18 protein-coding genes are annotated in these 16,528 nt (G+C 68.0%); 9 read left to right on the top strand and 9 right to left on the bottom strand.

Annotated elements, in window-relative coordinates; translation table 11 throughout:
- Window positions 1-43: 43 nt before the first annotated feature.
- Window positions 44-1,375, bottom strand: coding sequence for a hypothetical protein (locus AB7878_RS02880; protein WP_369492909.1), 1,332 nt, complete (start codon window positions 1,373-1,375; stop codon window positions 44-46).
- Between the two features lie 92 nt (window positions 1,376-1,467).
- On the opposite strand from AB7878_RS02880, the gene AB7878_RS02875 reads away from it, so the two are divergent.
- Both AB7878_RS02875 and AB7878_RS02870 read left to right on the top strand, forming a co-directional pair.
- On the top strand, window positions 1,468-2,727 hold the full coding sequence (locus tag AB7878_RS02875; RefSeq protein WP_369492908.1) for an NAD(P)/FAD-dependent oxidoreductase: 1,260 nt from the start codon (window positions 1,468-1,470) through the stop codon (window positions 2,725-2,727).
- Between the two features lie 283 nt (window positions 2,728-3,010).
- Window positions 3,011-3,283 (top strand): hypothetical protein, encoded by a 273-nt coding sequence (locus tag AB7878_RS02870; RefSeq protein WP_369492907.1) that lies wholly within the window; start codon window positions 3,011-3,013, stop codon window positions 3,281-3,283.
- A gap of 125 nt (window positions 3,284-3,408) precedes the next feature.
- On the opposite strand, the gene AB7878_RS02865 is transcribed toward AB7878_RS02870, so the two are convergent.
- Genes AB7878_RS02865 through asnS form a run of 7 tightly spaced genes read right to left on the bottom strand, consistent with a single transcriptional unit; the run spans window position 3,409 to window position 9,472 of the window.
- On the bottom strand, window positions 3,409-3,840 hold the full coding sequence (locus AB7878_RS02865) for a RidA family protein (RefSeq protein WP_369492906.1): 432 nt from the start codon (window positions 3,838-3,840) through the stop codon (window positions 3,409-3,411).
- Window positions 3,837-4,502 carry a carbonate dehydratase gene (gene can, locus AB7878_RS02860; protein WP_369492905.1) on the bottom strand — a complete coding sequence of 222 codons (666 nt, stop codon included), beginning with the start codon at window positions 4,500-4,502 and terminating at the stop codon, window positions 3,837-3,839. Before can ends, AB7878_RS02865 begins: the two co-directional genes overlap by 4 nt.
- Window positions 4,503-4,511: 9 nt before the next feature.
- Window positions 4,512-5,978: an aldehyde dehydrogenase gene (locus AB7878_RS02855; RefSeq protein WP_369492904.1), complete on the bottom strand. Its 1,467-nt coding sequence runs from the start codon at window positions 5,976-5,978 to the stop codon at window positions 4,512-4,514.
- Between the two features lie 57 nt (window positions 5,979-6,035).
- A complete protein-coding gene (locus tag AB7878_RS02850) occupies window positions 6,036-6,824 on the bottom strand; it encodes an SDR family oxidoreductase (protein ID WP_369492903.1) in 789 nt (262 codons plus the stop codon).
- Window positions 6,825-6,858: 34 nt separating this feature from the next.
- Window positions 6,859-7,173 carry a hypothetical protein gene (locus AB7878_RS02845; protein WP_369492902.1) on the bottom strand — a complete coding sequence of 105 codons (315 nt, stop codon included), beginning with the start codon at window positions 7,171-7,173 and terminating at the stop codon, window positions 6,859-6,861.
- A gap of 1 nt (window position 7,174) precedes the next feature.
- Window positions 7,175-8,047, bottom strand: a complete 873-nt coding sequence (locus AB7878_RS02840) for a MalM family protein (protein WP_369492901.1) — start codon at window positions 8,045-8,047, stop codon at window positions 7,175-7,177.
- Window positions 8,048-8,056: 9 nt separating this feature from the next.
- The gene (gene asnS, locus AB7878_RS02835; RefSeq protein WP_369492900.1) at window positions 8,057-9,472 is read right to left on the bottom strand and encodes an asparagine--tRNA ligase; all 1,416 of its coding nucleotides are present in this window, start codon (window positions 9,470-9,472) and stop codon (window positions 8,057-8,059) included.
- 162 nt (window positions 9,473-9,634) lie between these two features.
- Here asnS and AB7878_RS02830 point away from each other — a divergent pair, with 162 nt between their 5' ends.
- The 7 genes from AB7878_RS02830 (at window position 9,635) to radA (ending at window position 15,915) form a co-directional block, all read left to right on the top strand.
- On the top strand, window positions 9,635-9,961 hold the full coding sequence (locus AB7878_RS02830) for a HesB/IscA family protein (protein ID WP_369492899.1): 327 nt from the start codon (window positions 9,635-9,637) through the stop codon (window positions 9,959-9,961).
- Between the two features lie 224 nt (window positions 9,962-10,185).
- Window positions 10,186-10,602: a 30S ribosomal protein S6 gene (rpsF, locus tag AB7878_RS02825; protein WP_077483438.1), complete on the top strand. Its 417-nt coding sequence runs from the start codon at window positions 10,186-10,188 to the stop codon at window positions 10,600-10,602.
- 14 nt (window positions 10,603-10,616) lie between these two features.
- Window positions 10,617-10,847: a 30S ribosomal protein S18 gene (gene rpsR, locus AB7878_RS02820; RefSeq protein ID WP_077483437.1), complete on the top strand. Its 231-nt coding sequence runs from the start codon at window positions 10,617-10,619 to the stop codon at window positions 10,845-10,847.
- Window positions 10,848-10,950: 103 nt separating this feature from the next.
- Window positions 10,951-11,403 (top strand): 50S ribosomal protein L9, encoded by a 453-nt coding sequence (gene rplI / locus AB7878_RS02815; RefSeq protein ID WP_369492898.1) that lies wholly within the window; start codon window positions 10,951-10,953, stop codon window positions 11,401-11,403.
- Window positions 11,404-11,768: 365 nt separating this feature from the next.
- Entirely contained in the window at window positions 11,769-13,163 is a 1,395-nt protein-coding gene (locus AB7878_RS02810) for a replicative DNA helicase (protein WP_369492897.1), read from the top strand.
- 13 nt (window positions 13,164-13,176) lie between these two features.
- The gene (gene alr, locus AB7878_RS02805) at window positions 13,177-14,265 is read left to right on the top strand and encodes an alanine racemase (protein ID WP_369492896.1); all 1,089 of its coding nucleotides are present in this window, start codon (window positions 13,177-13,179) and stop codon (window positions 14,263-14,265) included.
- Window positions 14,266-14,538: 273 nt separating this feature from the next.
- The gene (gene radA, locus AB7878_RS02800) at window positions 14,539-15,915 is read left to right on the top strand and encodes a DNA repair protein RadA (RefSeq protein WP_369492895.1); all 1,377 of its coding nucleotides are present in this window, start codon (window positions 14,539-14,541) and stop codon (window positions 15,913-15,915) included.
- A gap of 134 nt (window positions 15,916-16,049) precedes the next feature.
- On the opposite strand, the gene rpsT is transcribed toward radA, so the two are convergent.
- On the bottom strand, window positions 16,050-16,313 hold the full coding sequence (gene rpsT / locus AB7878_RS02795; RefSeq protein WP_369492894.1) for a 30S ribosomal protein S20: 264 nt from the start codon (window positions 16,311-16,313) through the stop codon (window positions 16,050-16,052).
- Window positions 16,314-16,528: the final 215 nt, after the last annotated feature.

Below are 16,528 nucleotides of genomic sequence, written 5' to 3'. Positions count from 1 at the left end.
ACGCCCGTAATCTTTCTGGCGCAAGGGGTTGATCAGAGCGTCCTTACGGCGGCGCTATCTTGATGGTGCTTTCCGACAGCGTGCGGTCATTGCCGTCGCTGGCGCGCAGCCGATAGGCGCCGGGGCGCAGGTAGAGCTTGCTCGTTTCGGTGGGACCCATGAAGGCGTAGCGGTCGGCGGCGATGGCGTCGTTCGGTTCGCCAAGGTAGTACGCGTCGACCACGCAGGGGATCGTGCCTCGGCACAGTGCCGCGTCGATCGCATAGGGGCGCCGCTTGCCGCCCAGCGTGAGCCAGCCCGCCCGCTGCATTTCGTTGGTGTCGATCACGTGCGGCAGGCCGACCTGTTCGTAGTTGAGCCGGCCGCCGTATTTGTATTTGCCGAAAGCCTCGATGCTGAGGGTGGCCGGCAGGATCACGTTGATGTCGTAGGCCGCTGGTCGTGCACTCCACGGCTGGCCGGTCTGGCGGTTCAGCAGGATCTCGGGCTTGTCGGACGGGAATGCGTGCGCGAGCCGGTGGTAGGCATCCGAGCTGTCCAGGCCGGTTTCGAGGAAGTCGGTCTGGTCGATGGAGAGCGGCACCAGCCCGGTGAGCTTTTCCAGTTGCATCGCCATCGGCTGCCACTTGCCCAGACGGCCTGGTGCCTTGTCGATATGGGCGTAGCCGGCATGCACGAACAGCCGTGCGTTGGGGTCTTTCGCGAACACCTTCCGGTACAAGGCCTCGGCTTGCGCGGCTTCGCGCGCCTCCCCGGCCAGCGCGTTGTCGTAGGGGACGATCGTGTAGCCCAGCCGGATCGCCTCGCGCAGGATGTCGCCGTACATCGGGTCGCGCAGGTATTCCGTGCCGCTCTTGCGCACGGGATAGCCGCGCCTGGCCAGGTCGGGATCGTCGTCGCCCAGCGCCTCGGCGGCGAAGTAGGTGAAGCCCAGCGCGCGCAGCCGCGGCAACAGTTCCAGCGTGAGCTGCCGGGTATGCCCGTCGTGGTGCGCCTCGTTGACCATCACGATGCGCCGTTGCGCCGCGAGCGCGGTGATGGCGTCGACTGCGTCCGCCGATTTCCACTCCGTCGGCGTCGGCAGCGTGAAGCCGTCCGGCAGTGCGTTCTTCAGCGGGAAGCCGAACACGGCCTGGTCGTAGAGGCCGAGTTCGGCCTGCGAAAAGGCCATGAACTGCAGCGCCAGCAGTTGGTCGTCGTGCGAGAGTGTCTGCACTTTCTGGACGAGGTACTGGTAGCGCGCCAGCGTGGTCGGCTTGCGCTCCATGGTCTGCAGCAGTTTCAGCGAGGAAGGGTCGAACGACTGCGCGGCGGCGCTGGCGCAAACCAGCAGCGCGGCAATGAAGCTCGCACGAACGGCATGTCTGGCCAGCATGGTGGTTGCCTTGGGGGAGTAGGCGCCTCGCATGGTGCACGTTGCCTGCGGTGCGCGCATGACGCGACGCAGCAGGCGGTTACAATGCTCGGATGGATACGACGGGCGGGGATGTATTGATACTCGGCGGCGGGGTGATCGGCCTTGCCTGTGCGTTGTTCCTGTTGCGCCAGGGAGCATCGGTGCGCGTGCTGGAACAGGGCACGCCCGGCTGCGGCGCCTCGCACGGCAACTGCGGCACCATCACGCCCAGCCATGCCGCGCCGCTGGCGATGCCAGGCACGCTGGGCGTGGCCTTGCGCTCGATGCTGCGCGCCGACGCGCCGCTCTACCTCAATCCCCGTTTCGACGGCCCGCGCCTGCGCTGGCTGCTGGGCTTCGCCCGGCACTGCAACTGGGCGGATTTCCATCGCGCCGCCACGGCGCGTTCGGCGATCCTGCAGCGCTCGCGCCGACTGCTGGGCGAGCTGGTGCGCGACGAGGCGCTGGACTGCGAATTCGCCGAGGAGGGCGAGCTTTACGTCTATCGCAGCGTGCCGGTGATGGCGGCCGACGAGCGCCACCACGCCACCGTGCTCGACCGCCTCGGCGTCGAGGTGCGACGCCTGCGTGGCGACGCGGTGGAGGCAATGGAGCCGGCGCTGAAGCCCGGCGTGGTCGGCGGCCTGTTCCATCCCGGCGATGCGCGGCTGCGGCCGGACCGCTACGTAGCCGAACTGGTGCGGCGCGTGCGCGAGCTGGGTGGCGTGATCGAGAGCGGCGCGCGCATCGAGGGTTTCGATGTCGACGGCCGGCGCATCACGCAAGTGCGTACCTCGCGCGGCGCATTCGCGGGCGGGCGCGTGCTGCTGGCGCTGGGCGCCTGGTCGCCGCTGCTGGCCCGCACGCTGGGCCTGCGCCTGCCGATGCAGCCGGGCAAGGGTTATTCGATCACCTACACGCGTCCCGCCCGTGCCCCGCGTCACGCGCTGGTGCTGCGCGAGGCGCAGGTCTGCGTCACCACTTGGGCCAGCGGCTACCGGCTGGGCAGCACGATGGAGTTTTCCGGCTACGCCGAAGGCCTCAACCGCGCCCGCCTCGACGCGCTGCGCCGCGGCGCGGCCGCCGGATTGCACGAGCCGGAGGGTCCGCGGCAGCTGGAGGAATGGTGGGGCTGGCGGCCGATGAGCGTGGACGAGGTGCCGATCATCGGTCCCAGCACGCGCTGGTCCAACCTGCACCTGGCCACGGCGCACGGCATGCTGGGGGTGAGCATGTCGGCCGCCACCGGCGAGCTGGTCGCCGCGCAGCTCGGCGGCACCACGCCGGTGCTCGATCCGCTGCCCTACGCGCCGGCGCGTTTTGGCCTCTGACGACGCCGTTGCCGGGCCTGCGCCGGCTCCCGTTCCGGTCGCGTGCCGGCGTCGCCCGCACGGCTTGCGAACCGGTGCCGGCAGGCCGCGTGGGACCGGTTTGTTATACGCATCGTCACCAAGCTGAAGCCCGGATATCCGTAGTCGATGCATTCCGCAAAATGTGTATCTCGTTCAGTGCCGGTACGTCCGGCGTGCTGCTATTGTGGCCCCCGTCGCGCCACCCGTGGTGCCGGGTTCCGGCCGGGTTCGCGATACAACAATTACATTGAGGCGCACCATCATGATCCGTAAGCTTGCCATTGCTTCTCTGCTTGTCGCGGGTGTGGCCCTTTCCGGGTCCGTGCTGGCCCAGCAGGCCGCTCCGGCGGCGGCTCCGGCTGCTGCCCAGCAGGCTGCTCCGGCCGCGGCTCCGCAGACCGAGGCCCCTGCCGCCGAGCACGCCATGACCTCCGAGCACAAGACCGCCAGCCACCACAAGTCCAGCAAGCATCACAAGAGCCACAAGAAGGCCGCCAAGAAGTCAGAAGCCGCTTCGGCCTCCACGGCTGGCTGATCGCCGGGATTCCCGGTATCACGAAAAACCCGCCGGTACGCCGGCGGGTTTTTTTTATGATCGGGATGGTTGAAAGAGCTCTTGAAAAGTGCGGCCAAGGATGGCCGCCCGTTTGATCCTCGCGATCAGGGATGATTGCCGACACCAACCACGGCCATGCACTTCAACTCGATCGCGATCGGCGTGGGCAACGCGGTGATGCCCAGCGTGGTGCGGCAGGCGTCCACGCCGGCGAAGCACTCGGCGTACAGCTTGTTGTAGGCGGCGAAGTCGCGCGCCATGTCGGTGAGGAACACGGTGACGTCGACCAGGTCCTCCCAGCGCGCGCCGCTCGCTTCCAGCACCGCGCGCACGTTCGCGAACACCTGGCGGCACTGCGCCTCGATGTCGTAGGCGACCAGCTTGCCGTCGGCGTCGTGCACGTTGCCGGGGATGGCGTTCGTGCCCGGCTGGCGCGGGCCGACGCCGGACAGGAACAGCAGGTGGCCCACCCGTCGCGCGTGCGGGTAGGCGCCCACCGGCGCCGGCGCCGCGTCGGTGCGCACGACGTCGCTCATGCCGCGGCGCTCCAACGCCCGGTGAGGCTGGCCAGCACACCTTCATAGGCGGCAGGTAGTTGTTCGTGGCCGCGCACGTCGAGGCCTAGGTCGGTGATGTGGCCGTTGTCCAGGCCGTAGATCCAGGCATGCACGGCCAGCGGCTGACCGCGCTCCCAAGCCTCGCGCACCACGGTGGTATGGCAAACGTTGAGCGCCTGCTCGATCGCGTTCAACTCGCACAGGCGCGCGTGGCGCACCGCAAATTCGATGGCCGGATCGAGCTTGTCGGGGTGCTTGAGCGCGATGTCGCCGATGTGGCGGAGCCAGTTGTCGATCAGGCCGAGGCGCGATTCCTTCAGCACCGCGCCCACGCCGCCGCAGCCGTAGTGGCCGACCACCAGGATGTGCTTCACCTTGAGCACGTCCACCGCGAACTGGATGGTGCTGAGCGCGTTGAGGTCGGTGTGCACCACCACGTTCGCCACGTTGCGGTGGACGAAGATCTCGCCGGGCGGCAGGTCCACGATCTGGGTGGCCGGCACTCGCGAATCGGAGCAGCCGATCCACAGGTATTTCGGCGACTGCTGGCTCGCGAGCTTCTCGAAGAAGTCCGGCTCTTTGGCGGTGGTTTCGGTGGCCCAGCGCCGGTTGTTGGCCAGCAGGTCTTTGATCGAATTCATCGGTGTCCTTCAGTAGCGAATGCAGATGTTCTTCGGCTCGGTGAAGAAGCGCAGCGCCTCGACGCCGCCCTCGCGGCCGACGCCGGAATGCTTCACGCCGCCGAACGGCGTGCGCAGGTCGCGCAGCATCCAGCAGTTGACCCACACGATGCCGAAATCCAGTTGCGCGGAGAGCCGGTGGGCGCGCGACAGGTCGCGCGTCCACAGCGAGGCGGCCAGGCCGTAACCGGTGCCGTTGGCGATGGCCAGCGCCTCGGCCTCGTCCTCGAACGGGATCAGCGTCACCACCGGGCCGAAGATTTCCTGCTGGTTGGTGGCGGCCACGTCCGGCAGGCCATCGATCACCGTGGGCGCCACGAACCAGCCGCGTTCGCAACGACCGGGCACGATCACCGCCTCGCCGCCGCAGAGCACGCGGCCGCCTTCGGCACGCGCCTGTGCGAGGCAGGCCAGCACCTTGTCGTGATGCGCTTTCGAGACCAGTGCGCCGAGCTCGCTGGCGTCGTCGTTCGGGTCGCCCACGCGCAGTGCGCGCACGCGCTCGAGATAACGCTCGCGGAAGCCGTCGTAGATGGATCGCTGCACCAGCAGGCGCGAACCGCACAGGCAGATCTCGCCCTGGTTGGCGAAGCCCGAGCGCACGAGGGTGTCGAGGTTTTCGTCGGAAAGGTCGGCGTCGGCGAACACGATCGCCGGGTTCTTGCCGCCCATTTCCAGCGACACCTTCTTGAATTGCGCGGCGGCAGCCGCGGCGATGTGCGCGCCGGTGGCGGTGCTGCCGGTGAAGGACACCGCTTTCACCGCGGAATGCTCGACGATGGCCTGGCCCACCGTGGGCCCGCGGCCATGCACGATGTTCAGCACGCCGGGCGGCAGACCGGCCTCGATCGCCAGTTCGCCGAGCAGGGCGGCGGTGCAGGGCGTGATCTCGGAGGGCTTGGCCACCACCGCGTTGCCCGCGGCCAGCGCGGGCGCGATCTTCCAGGTGAACAGGTACAGCGGCAGGTTCCACGGGCTGATGCAGCCCACCACGCCCAGCGGCTGGCGCAGCGTGTAATTGATCGCGCCCTGATCCGATGGACCCAGCGCCATCGCGTGCGACTCGCTGCCCCACGCCGTGACGGCGGCAGCGAAGAAGCGCAGGTTACTCACCGCACGCGGGATGTCCACGCGGCGTGCCAGCGCCACCGGCTTGCCGCTGTCGCGCGATTCCAAGGCGGCGAATGCGTCGAGCCGGGCTTCGACCAGGTCGGCGAGGCGCTGCAGCAGGCGCGCGCGCTGCTCGACCGGCATGGCGGCCCAGCCCGGCGCGGCGCGTTGCGCGGCATCGGTCGCGGCGGCGATGTCGGCGGCATTCGAGTTGGGGCATTCGGCGAAGACTTCGCCGGTAGCGGGTTCGAACACATCAAGCCAGTGATCGGCGCGTGGCGGCACGAGGCGGCCGTCGATCAGGTTGGCGAGGCGCGTGATGGGCATCCGCGCAAGCTTACGCTGCGAGGCCCGCGATTGCACCGGACGCGAGCGTACGCCCGCTTACAAGGAGCGCAGCCGCCCGCCATCCACCGGCAGGCTGACCCCGGTGATGTAGCTGGCGGCGGGCGAGGCGAGGAAGGCCACCGCGGCGGCGATTTCCGCAGGGTCGGCGAAGCGGCGCATCGGCACCTCGGCCTCCATTGCCTGCTGCACCTCGGCCGGCGGCTTGCCGGTCTTCTGCGCGCGCGCGGCGACGATCTGCTCGATGCGCGGCGTGCGGGTGGCACCGGGCAGCACGTTGTTGACGGTGATGCCGAACGGCGCCAGCTCGCCGGCCAGGGTCTTGGCCCAGCTGGCCACCGCGCCGCGCGTGGTGTTGGACACGCCGATGCCGGGGATCGGCTCGCGCACCGAGGTGGAGATCACGTTGACGATGCGGCCCCAGCCGGCCGCGCGCATGTCCGGCACCACGACCTGCGCCAGCGTGTGGTTGGCCAGCAGGTGCTGGCGCCAGGCGGCGAGGAAATCGTCCGGCGTGGCGTCGAGCACGCTGCCGGGCGGCGGACCGCCGCTGTTGTTGACAAGGATGTGCACCGGTGCGGCGGCGACCAGCGCCTCGGCATGCTCGCGCAGCGCGGCGGCGTCGGCGACGTCCACGGCGAGGCAGTCGTGGCGCTGCGCCGCGTGCGTGCGCGGCAGTTCGGCGACCAGCGCTTCCAGTGCCTCGGCGCGGCGCGCCAGCACGGTGACGCTGGCACCGAGTTGCGCCAGTTCGATCGCACTGGCGCGGCCGATGCCTTGCGAGGCGCCGCAGACAAGGGCATGGCGGCCGTCGAGTTGCAGTCGCATGGGCGTGCTCCCGTGGGGTTTCGAAAGGTGCGGATCAGCCCCAGCGCAGGCGCATCGCCAGCGCGGCGAGCCAGCACAGCCAGCCCAGCCACTGGCTGTAGCGCCAGATGCCGCGCCAGCGGTTGATGTCGCGGTCGTCCAGCAGGGGCAGGGCGGGCGAGCGCAGCACGTATTGCATGCGCATCCAGGTGCGCAGCGCGCCGAGCTTGCCGTCGGTGCCCTCCGTCACCACCTGCCAGTGCTGCGGATGGCGCTGGCGCATCAGCGCGGCCACCCGGAACGGCGCCACGTAGGAGAGCACGAACAGGGCGACGCCGGCGGTCAGCAGGCCCAGGTAGATGGCCAGCACGTCAGCTGCCCTTGGCCTTGGTGGTACTGCCGCCGGCGCTGGTGCCGGTACTGTTCGGGCCGGTGCTGCTGGTGTTGCTGTTCCATGGCAGCGGCAGGGCGGTGCGCAAGGTGTTCAGCACACCGTCGCCTTCCTGCGGCTTCTTGCAGATCGCGTTGTCCACGGCCTTGGCGTAGGTGTTGTCCATCATGCCCACCCAGATCGTGCCGTCCGGCCCGTGCGGCACGCTGAAGCTGCCGCTGGAGTTCATGTCCAGCGTGGCCTTGCTGTTGAACGCCGCGGGGGACTGCTCCCAATAGGTCTTGCCGGTCTGTTGTGCCGCCGAGCTGTAGACCAGCAGGTAGCGCGCCAGCGGATTGTCGACGGTGTAGCTGCCGAACGCGCCGGAGGCCGCGTCGCTCCAGCCCATGTGTTCGCACAGCGAGATGTCGGCGCTGGAACCGATCGGCTGGAAGCCGCTGTCCAGCATCACCACGGTGGGCGCGAACAGGTAGCTGGACTTCAGCCAGCGGCCGTTCAATTCGGACTTGAACGCCACGCGGTAGGGCAGCTTGGCGCCTTCGGGCAGGCGGAACGCGAGGAAGTAGCTGTGCGTGCCGGCGAGGTTGGCCACGCTGCTGCCGCTGCCCAGGGTGAACGGCTGCGGCTGCCACGGCAGCAGGTTCTGGTAGGAGAAGTCGGCGAAGCTGGTGCAGCACGGCGTGGCATCGAGCAGGCGCTGCTGTGCCTGCTTGAGCGGGTCGTCGGTGTTCTCCGGCGCGCGCAGGTTCGGCGGCACCAGGGTCGTCGGCACCAGATCCTTCACGGTGTGGCAGCCGGCCAGCAGCAGGGTGGCGGCAAGGGCGAGGGCCAGGGTGGGGAACCGATGCGTCATGGGCAGTACTCAGAATTCGGCCGTCCCCGCCGCGCGCGGATAGGGGATGGCATCGCGAATGTTGGACAGGCCGCAGATATAGACCAGCAGGCGCTCGAAGCCGAGGCCGAAGCCGGCATGCGGCACCGTGCCATAGCGGCGCAGGTCGCGGTACCAGCCATAGGTCACGGGGTCGAGGCCGAACTTCGCCATGCGGCGGTCGAGGTAGTCCAGGCGTTCCTCGCGCTGGCTGCCGCCGATGATCTCGCCGATGCCCGGCGCCAGCACGTCCATCGCCGCCACGGTCTTTTCGTCGTCGTTGAGGCGCATGTAGAAGGCCTTGATCGCCTCGGGGTAGTTCATTACGACCACCGGGCGGCCGATATGTTTCTCGGCAAGGTAGCGCTCGTGCTCGGTCTGCAGGTCGATGCCCCAGGCCACCGGATATTCGAACTTCTGCCCGGATTTCTGCAGGATCGCCACCGCCTCGGTGTAGTCGATGCGCTCGAACGGCTGGGCGATGAAGGTTTCCAGCCGGCTGATCGCGTCGGGCTGTACGCGCTCGGCGAAGAACGCCATGTCGTCCGAGCGCTCCTCCAGCACGGCCTTGAAGATCGCCTTGAGGAAGGCCTCGGCGCAGTCGGCGTTGGCGGCGAGGTCGGCGAACGCGATCTCCGGCTCCACCATCCAGAACTCGGCCAGGTGGCGCGGGGTGTTGGAGTTCTCGGCGCGGAAGGTGGGGCCGAAGGTGTAGACCTTGCTCATCGCGAGGCAGTAAGCCTCCACGTTGAGCTGGCCGGACACGGTGAGGAAGGCCTCGCGGCCGAAGAAATCCTTGCGGAAGTCGATCTTGCCCTTGTCGTCGCGCGGCAGGTTGGCGAGATCCAGCGTGGAGAGCCGGAACATGTCGCCGGCGCCTTCCGCATCGGAGGTCGTGATGATCGGCGTGTTGATCCAGAAGAAGCCCTGTTCGGTGAGATGGCGGTGGATCGCCGTCATCATGGTGTGGCGCACGCGGGTCACCGCGCCGAACAGGTTGGTGCGCGGGCGCAGGTGGGCCACCTCGCGCAGGAACTCCATCGAATGCTGCTTGGGCTGGATCGGGTAGGTTTCCGGGTCGTCCACGAAGCCGGTGACCTCGACCGCATCGGCCTGGATCTCGAAGGCCTGGCCCTTGCCCTGCGAGGGCACCAGCGTGCCCGAGACGATCACGCCGGCGCCGGCGGTGAGGTGCTTCACCTCGGACTCGTAGTTCGCCAGGGTGGCCGGCACCACGGCCTGGATCGGGTCGAAGCAGGAGCCGTCGCTGACGGCCACGAAGGAGAGCCTCGCCTTGGAGTCGCGGCGGGTGCGCACCCAGCCGCGCACGGTCACCGGGCTGCCTGCGGCGAGCTTGCCGGAAAGTGCCTGCTTCACACTGCATGCCGTGGGGCGGACCGCCGTCATGGATTGAAACTCCCGTGGGTGCGCCGCATCTCGGGCGCATGGATCGCTGGAACGCGCGTCCCGTGGAGCGCGTGGACAAACCGGCATGATAATGTAGGCCTTGCCCGCGTCGCGACCTTTCCGGCGTGCGCGATTCCCGCTTTTGCACGAAACCCGCCTGCCATGACCATCACGATCACTCCTGCCGCCAGCGAACGCATGCACCAGTTTCTCGCGCAGACGCCGGGTGCTGCCGGCGTGCGCTTCGGCGTGAAGCGCACCGGCTGCTCCGGTTTCGGCTACGTGGTGGATCTGGCCCAGTCGGTGGGCGAAGGCGACCGGCTGGTCAGCGTCGACGGCGTGCCGCTGGTGGTGGACGACAAGAGCCTGCCGCTGGTGGACGGCACCGTGATCGACTTCCAGCGCCAGGGCCTCAACGCCAGCTTCGTGTTCCACAACCCCAACGCCACCGGCGAGTGCGGCTGTGGCGAGAGTTTCACGGTGGGCTGAGAGCGGCGTGCGGTACCCGTGCGCTCGTCCGTGAGCGCGAAGGTCAAATGGGCGGCCATCCATGGCCGCACTCTTCAAATTCAGTTACTTGCGCGGCATTCCGCGCTTCGCGTACAATTCCGCTTCTGTCCGCCCTGCAAGGGGTGTGACGGACACTTGCCTCACCGCATCCGGCGGGAGGCTGCGAGGCCATTTCGGCCGCATCCACAAGGAGTCGAACCACGATGTCCCTGCGACATTACGAAGTCGTGTTTCTGGTCCACCCTGACCAGAGCGAGCAGGTCCCGGCGATGATCGAGCGCTACAAGGCGCTGATCGAGACCGACGGCGGCAAGATCCACCGTCTGGAAGACTGGGGTCGCCGTCAGCTGGCCTACCCGATCGTCAACCTGGCCAAGGCGCACTACGTGCTGCTGAACATCGAAGTCGGCCAGAACGCGCTGAACGAGCTGGAGTCGGGCTTCCGCTTCAACGACGCGGTGCTGCGCCACCTCGTCATCAAGCGTGACGCCGCCGACACCGAGCCGTCCTTCATCCTCAAGAGCAAGGAAAAGGACGACGCCCGTTCGTCGCGCCGCCGTGACGACGACAGCGATGGCGACGGCGACAGCCGTGGCAACGACCGCGACAGCGACGACTGAGAGGAGCACAGACCATGTCCAAGTTTTTCCGCCGCCGCAAATTCTGTCGTTTCACTGCGGAGAAGGTGAAGGAGATCGACTACAAGGATCTCAACACCCTGCGCCAGTACGTCACCGAGAACGGCAAGATCGTGCCCAGCCGCATCACCGGCACCAAGGCGCGCTACCAGCGCCAGCTGGCGACAGCGATCAAGCGCGCGCGCTTCCTCTCGCTGCTGCCGTACACCGACAACCACGACGTTTGATCGTGCCTTCGCTCCCTCGCCCGCAAGGGTGGGGGAGCGGAACCCTTCGGACACCCGTCCACGGCTGCGCCTGCCATTTCGGCGCTAACGAAAAGGAATACCCATGGAACTCATCCTTCTGCAGAAAGTCCGCAACCTCGGCGACCTCGGTGACAAGGTCAGCGTGAAGCCGGGTTACGGCCGCAACTTCCTGATCCCGCAGGGCAAGGCCGTGCGCGTGAACGCCGCCAACCTGGCTGCGTTCGAGCAGCGCCGCGCCGAGTACGAAGCCCGCGCCAAGAGTTCGCTGAGCGAGGCCGAGGCCCGCCAGGCGAAGCTGGCCGAGGTGTCGGTGACGATCGAGGCGCACGCCAGCCCCGAGGGCAAGCTGTACGGCTCGGTGGGTCCGCGCGACATCGCCGAGGCGCTGCAGGCGATCGGTCACGACATCCACAAGGGCGAAGTGATCCTGGGCGAAGGCCCGCTGCGCAACACCGGCGAGTTCGAGGTGGCGATCCACCTGCACGCCGACGTGCAGACCAGCGTCAAGGTGATCGTGGTCGGCGAGAAGAAGTAATTCGCTGCCGCGTGTTTTGCGAGCGGGCGCCTTCGGGCGCCCGTTCGTTTTGGGGCCGGGCGGTTTTTTCCCTCTCCTCCCAAGTGCCGCTTGGGGGAAATGGGGGGGGAGTGGGAGCGCTCTTCCGTATCCCCAATACCGAATGACATGCTGCTCCTACGGCCTGCCCTGCAGGCCATCGGTTACGCCGATGTTCGCTCTGGCATCCTGTCTGCGCAGTCCGAACCCCGGCTTTTTATCCCCCGCTTTCCCCAGCTTATCCACAGAGTTGTTGTCTCGACGGGTGAGACGCCGCCGCGCATCATGCTGTTCTTGTCCGCGTCGGCGCGCCGGCGGCGGCAGCTCCATCTTCCCGAGGTAACCCGATGTCCTTCGTGCCCGATCGCAAGCCTTCGTCGCCGGCCATCGAGGCGTTGCGCGTGCCGCCGCATTCGATCGACGCCGAGCAGGCGGTGCTGGGCGGCCTGATGCTGGCGCCCGACGCGCTGGACAAGGTGGCCGACCGCCTCGGCGAGGAGGATTTCTATCGCCGCGACCACCGCCTGATCTGGCGCGCGATCAACGAGCTGGCGAACAAGGGCATGCCCTGCGACGCGGTGACCTTGGGCGACTGGTTCGAGGCGAACGGCCTGGGCGAGATGATCGGTGGCGCCGGCTACCTGATCGAGCTGGCGAACGGCACGCCGAGTGCCGCAAACATAGCTGCGTATGCGGAGATCGTGCGCGAGAAGTCCGTGCTGCGCCAGCTGATCGACGCCGGCACCTCGATCACCGAGGACGGCTACCGCCCCGAGGGCAAGAGCGTGCACGAGGTGCTGGAGAGCGCCGAGCAGCGCGTGTTCCACATCGCCGAATCCGGCGCGCGCGGCAAGAAGGATTCCGTCTCCATGCGCGAGGCGGTGAAGGACGCGTTCCGCCTGCTCACCGAGCGCTACCAGAACAAGGGCCAGCTCACCGGCATCACCAGCGGTTTCAGCGACCTCGACAACCTCACTTCGGGCCTGCAGCCCTCCGATCTCATCATCGTGGCCGCGCGCCCCTCGATGGGCAAGACCGCGTTCGCGCTGAACATCGCCGAGAGCGCCGCGCTGCGCGCGAAGAAGGCGGTAGCGGTGTTCTCGATGGAAATGTCCGCCTCGCAGCTGGCGTTCCGCCTGATCTCCTCGGTGGGCCGCATCCACCAGCAGCACCTGCGCAACGGCGACCTCGCCGAGGAGGACTGGCCGCGCGTCTCCAATGCCATCGCGATCCTGTCCGAGGCGAAGATCTTCATCGATGACACGCCGGGCCTGTCGCCGGTGGAATTGCGCTCGCGCGCGCGCCGCCTGCACCGCGAACACGGCGGCCTGGGCCTGATCGTGATCGACTACCTGCAGCTGATGCAGGTGCCCGGCAACAAGGAGAATCGCGCCACCGAGATTTCAGAAATCTCGCGTTCACTGAAGGGACTCGCCAAGGAGCTGAACGTGCCCGTGATCGCCCTCTCGCAGTTGAACCGCTCGCTGGAACAGCGCGCCGACAAGCGCCCGATGATGTCCGACCTGCGCGAGTCGGGCGCCATCGAGCAGGACGCCGACGTGATCATGTTCATCTACCGCGACGAGTACTACAACAAGGAATCGGCGGACAAGGGTCTCGCCGAGATCATCATCGGCAAGCAGCGCAACGGCCCCACCGACACCGTCAAGCTGACCTTCCTCGGCCACTACACCAAGTTCGAGAACTACGCCGCCGACTCGTTCGTGGGCGGGTTCGAGTAGTCGCGCGCCACGCATGAGCCGCACCACCGTCGCCACCATCCATCTCGGCGCCCTGCGCCACAACCTCGCCCGCATCCAGGCCATGACCGCGCCGGCGAGGGTGATGGCGGTGGTCAAGGCCGATGCCTACGGCCACGGGCTGGAGCGCGTCGCGCGTGCGCTGGACGCGGATGCCGAATGCTTCGCGGTGGCAGCGCTGGGCGACGGCCTGCGCCTGCGCGCGGCAGGGCATCGCCAGCGCATCGTGGTGCTGTCCGGCCCCGACCAGCCAGGCGACATCGCCGAGATGCAGCGGCTGGAATTGGACGCCGCAATCCACCACGAGTCGCAACTGGCCTGGCTGTCCGAGGCCGGCGCAAGGCGCGGGCGCCTGCGCGTGTGGCTGAAGATCGACAGCGGCATGCATCGGTTGGGCTTCGCGCCCGACCAGGTGCCCGCGGTGCATGCGCGGCTTACCGCGATGCCGGGCATCGCTCCAGAAATCGGCCTGCTCACGCATTTCGCCGAATCGGAGGTGTTCGGCGGCGACGTCACGCGTGCACAGATCGCACGCTTCAACGAAGCGACCCGAGGCCTGGGCGGGCCACGCTCGCTGTCCAACTCGGCCGCCGTGCTGGGCTGGCCGGAGGCACGTGCCGACTGGGTGCGCACGGGTGGCCTGCTGTATGGACTGTCGGTGGTGGACGGCAAGAGCGGCGCCGATTTCGGTTTCCGTCCCGCAATGACGCTGTCCACGCGGCTGATCGCGATCAACCGCATCGGCAAGGGCGAGCGCATCGGCTACAACGGCACCTGGACCTGTCCCGAGGACATGCCGGTGGGCGTGGCCGCGATCGGCTACGGCGACGGCTACCCGCGCAGCGCGGCCAGCGGCACGCCGGTGCAGGTGGGCGATGCCCGCGTGCCGCTGGTCGGCCGCGTCTCGATGGACCTGATCACGCTGGACCTGCGCGAGGCACCGCAGGCGCGGGTGGGCGACCGCATCACCCTGTGGGGCGACGGCCTGCCGGTGGAAACCGTGGCGGCCCATGCCGGCACGATTGCCTATGACCTCACCTGTGGCATGACCCGCCGCGTGCTGTTCGTCGAGGACGAAGGCTGACGCGTTACGCCGGCCTTGTCGTCTCGTCGCCTGCGATGCGAGTCGGCTAGGCTTGTCTTGCATCGCTTTTGCGCTCATTCATGAGCGCGAAGGTCAAGAAGCGGCCATCCATGGCCGCACTATTCGTCACTTTTTGCACTCGTCCCTGAGTGTGAAGATCAAGAGGCGGTCATCCATGACCGCACTATTCATTACTTTTGCGCTCATCCATGAGCGCGAAGATCAAAAAGCGGCCATCCTTGGCCGCACTATTCACAAGGAGCGGAACTCTCCATGGCCAAGGCCAAGACCGCTTACGTCTGCACCGACTGCGGCGCCGAGCACCCGAAGTGGCAGGGCTCGTGTGCGGAGTGCGGGGCGTGGAACACGCTGTCCGAGATCGTGCTGCAGCCGGCGGTGAAATCGGCGGGCGCGGCGCGCGGCGGTTACGCGGGCAAGGCCGCGGGCGCCAGTCAGGTGATGCCGTTGACCGCAGTGGCGCTGACCGCCGAGGCGCGCACGCTCACCGGCATCGGCGAGCTGGATCGCGTGCTGGGCGGCGGCCTGGTCGAGGGCTCGGTGGTGCTGGTGGGCGGCGACCCGGGCATCGGCAAGTCCACCCTGCTGCTGCAGATGCTGGGCACGCTGGGCGTGCAACTGCCCAGCGTCTACGTCACCGGCGAGGAATCGCTGGCCCAGGTGGCTTCGCGTGCGCAGCGCCTGGGCCTGCCGCTGGAACCGCTGCAGGCGCTGGCCGAGACCTGCATCGAGCGCATCCTCGAACAGGCGGCGGTGGTGAAGCCGCGCGTGCTGGTGATCGATTCGATCCAGACGATCTGGACGGAACTGCTCACCGCCGCCCCGGGTTCGGTGTCGCAGGTGCGCGAGTCGGCGGCGCGACTCACGCGCTTCGCCAAGGAAACCGGCACGTCCGTGTTCCTGGTCGGCCACGTCACCAAGGAGGGCGGCATCGCCGGCCCGCGCGTGCTGGAGCACATGGTGGACGCGGTGCTGTATTTCGAGGGCGAATCGGGCAGTCGCTTCCGCGTGCTGCGCGCGTTCAAGAACCGCTTCGGCGCAGTCAACGAGCTGGGCGTGTTCGCGATGGGCGACAAGGGCTTGCGCGAGGTGCCGAACCCGTCCGCGATCTTCCTCTCCGCGCACGCCGGTCCCACGCCGGGCAGCGCGGTGATGGTGACCCGCGAGGGTACGCGGCCGCTGCTGGTCGAGGTGCAGGCGCTGGTGGATCAGTCAAGTCTTGGCAATCCGCGTCGCGTGGCACTGGGCCTGGAGCAGAACCGCCTGGCGATGCTGCTGGCGGTGCTGCACCGGCACGGCGGCGTGGCCGCCTACGACCAGGACGTGTTCATCAACGTGGTGGGCGGCATCCGCGTGCAGGAGACCGCGGCGGACCTGCCGGCGCTGTTGGCGGTGCTCTCCTCGCTGCGCGACCGGCCGTTGCCGGAAAAAACCGTGGCCTTCGGCGAAGTGGGCCTGTCCGGCGAGATCCGCCCGGTGCCGAACGGCGAGGAGCGCCTGAAGGAGGCCGCGCACCATGGCTTCCGCCGCGCCATCGTGCCGAAGGCGAACGCGCCGAAGTCCGGTCGCGTGGGTGAACTTGAAGTGGTGGGCGTGGAGCGGCTGGGGCAGGCGATCGACGCTTGCCGGTGACGGGCTTGCGTGGTCGCGGCTGAAGCCGCTCCTACACATGGCAGGGGCGCGCGTAGGAGCGGCTTCAGCCGCGATTCCTCAACGCGAAAAAGCCGGCCAAGGCCGGCTTTTTCGTGACGCGCGCTGCGAGCGGCTTACGCCAGTTCGCGGATCTTCGCGTTCAGGCGGCTCTTGTGGCGGGCGGCCTTGTTCTTGTGGATCAGGCCGCGGGCGGCGTAGCGATCCATTACCGGCTGGGCGGCGGTGAAGGCTTCGACGGCGCCGGCCTTGTCCTTGGCCTCGATGGCCTTGACGACCTTCTTCAGCGCGGTACGCACCATGGAACGGGCGCTGATGTTGCGCAGGCGGCGCTGCTCGGACTGGCGCGCACGCTTCTTCGCGGACTTGATGTTGGCCAAGGTAGAACTCCCGAATCGCGGGTTGCAGGGTGGAGAAAGAGGCGAATTATGCGGGCGATTCGCCCATGCGTCAAGCATTTAGGCCGCGCCGAAATGGCGCCTGCCCGTCGCGCTGCCCGGATTCGGCCATGATCCGCCAGTGATCTTGCCCGCGCCGGCTGGCAGACTGTGCGCCCGTTGCCCGCCTTTTGCGCCCGATCCAGGATTCTCCACCG

It is taken from the genome of Rhodanobacter humi, from assembly GCF_041107455.1.
Taxonomy (GTDB): Bacteria; Pseudomonadota; Gammaproteobacteria; order Xanthomonadales; family Rhodanobacteraceae; genus Rhodanobacter_A.
The sequence above is the reverse complement of the archived record's forward strand: the minus strand, read 5'-3'. Positions and strand labels throughout refer to the sequence as shown.

Bases quoted from the DNA above. Each gene is read 5' to 3' on its own strand.
- AB7878_RS02880 (WP_369492909.1), bottom strand. From the start codon at position 1,375: ATGCTGGCCAGACATGCCGTTCGTGCGAGCTTCATTGCCGCGCTGCTG.
- AB7878_RS02875 (WP_369492908.1), top strand. From the start codon at position 1,468: ATGGATACGACGGGCGGGGATGTATTGATACTCGGCGGCGGGGTGATC.
- AB7878_RS02870 (WP_369492907.1), top strand. From the start codon at position 3,011: ATGATCCGTAAGCTTGCCATTGCTTCTCTGCTTGTCGCGGGTGTGGCC.
- AB7878_RS02865 (WP_369492906.1), bottom strand. From the start codon at position 3,840: ATGAGCGACGTCGTGCGCACCGACGCGGCGCCGGCGCCGGTGGGCGCC.
- can (WP_369492905.1), bottom strand. From the start codon at position 4,502: ATGAATTCGATCAAAGACCTGCTGGCCAACAACCGGCGCTGGGCCACC.
- AB7878_RS02855 (WP_369492904.1), bottom strand. From the start codon at position 5,978: ATGCCCATCACGCGCCTCGCCAACCTGATCGACGGCCGCCTCGTGCCG.
- AB7878_RS02850 (WP_369492903.1), bottom strand. From the start codon at position 6,824: ATGCGACTGCAACTCGACGGCCGCCATGCCCTTGTCTGCGGCGCCTCG.
- AB7878_RS02840 (WP_369492901.1), bottom strand. From the start codon at position 8,047: ATGACGCATCGGTTCCCCACCCTGGCCCTCGCCCTTGCCGCCACCCTG.
- asnS (WP_369492900.1), bottom strand. From the start codon at position 9,472: ATGACGGCGGTCCGCCCCACGGCATGCAGTGTGAAGCAGGCACTTTCC.
- AB7878_RS02830 (WP_369492899.1), top strand. From the start codon at position 9,635: ATGACCATCACGATCACTCCTGCCGCCAGCGAACGCATGCACCAGTTT.
- rpsF (WP_077483438.1), top strand. From the start codon at position 10,186: ATGTCCCTGCGACATTACGAAGTCGTGTTTCTGGTCCACCCTGACCAG.
- rpsR (WP_077483437.1), top strand. From the start codon at position 10,617: ATGTCCAAGTTTTTCCGCCGCCGCAAATTCTGTCGTTTCACTGCGGAG.
- rplI (WP_369492898.1), top strand. From the start codon at position 10,951: ATGGAACTCATCCTTCTGCAGAAAGTCCGCAACCTCGGCGACCTCGGT.
- AB7878_RS02810 (WP_369492897.1), top strand. From the start codon at position 11,769: ATGTCCTTCGTGCCCGATCGCAAGCCTTCGTCGCCGGCCATCGAGGCG.
- alr (WP_369492896.1), top strand. From the start codon at position 13,177: ATGAGCCGCACCACCGTCGCCACCATCCATCTCGGCGCCCTGCGCCAC.
- radA (WP_369492895.1), top strand. From the start codon at position 14,539: ATGGCCAAGGCCAAGACCGCTTACGTCTGCACCGACTGCGGCGCCGAG.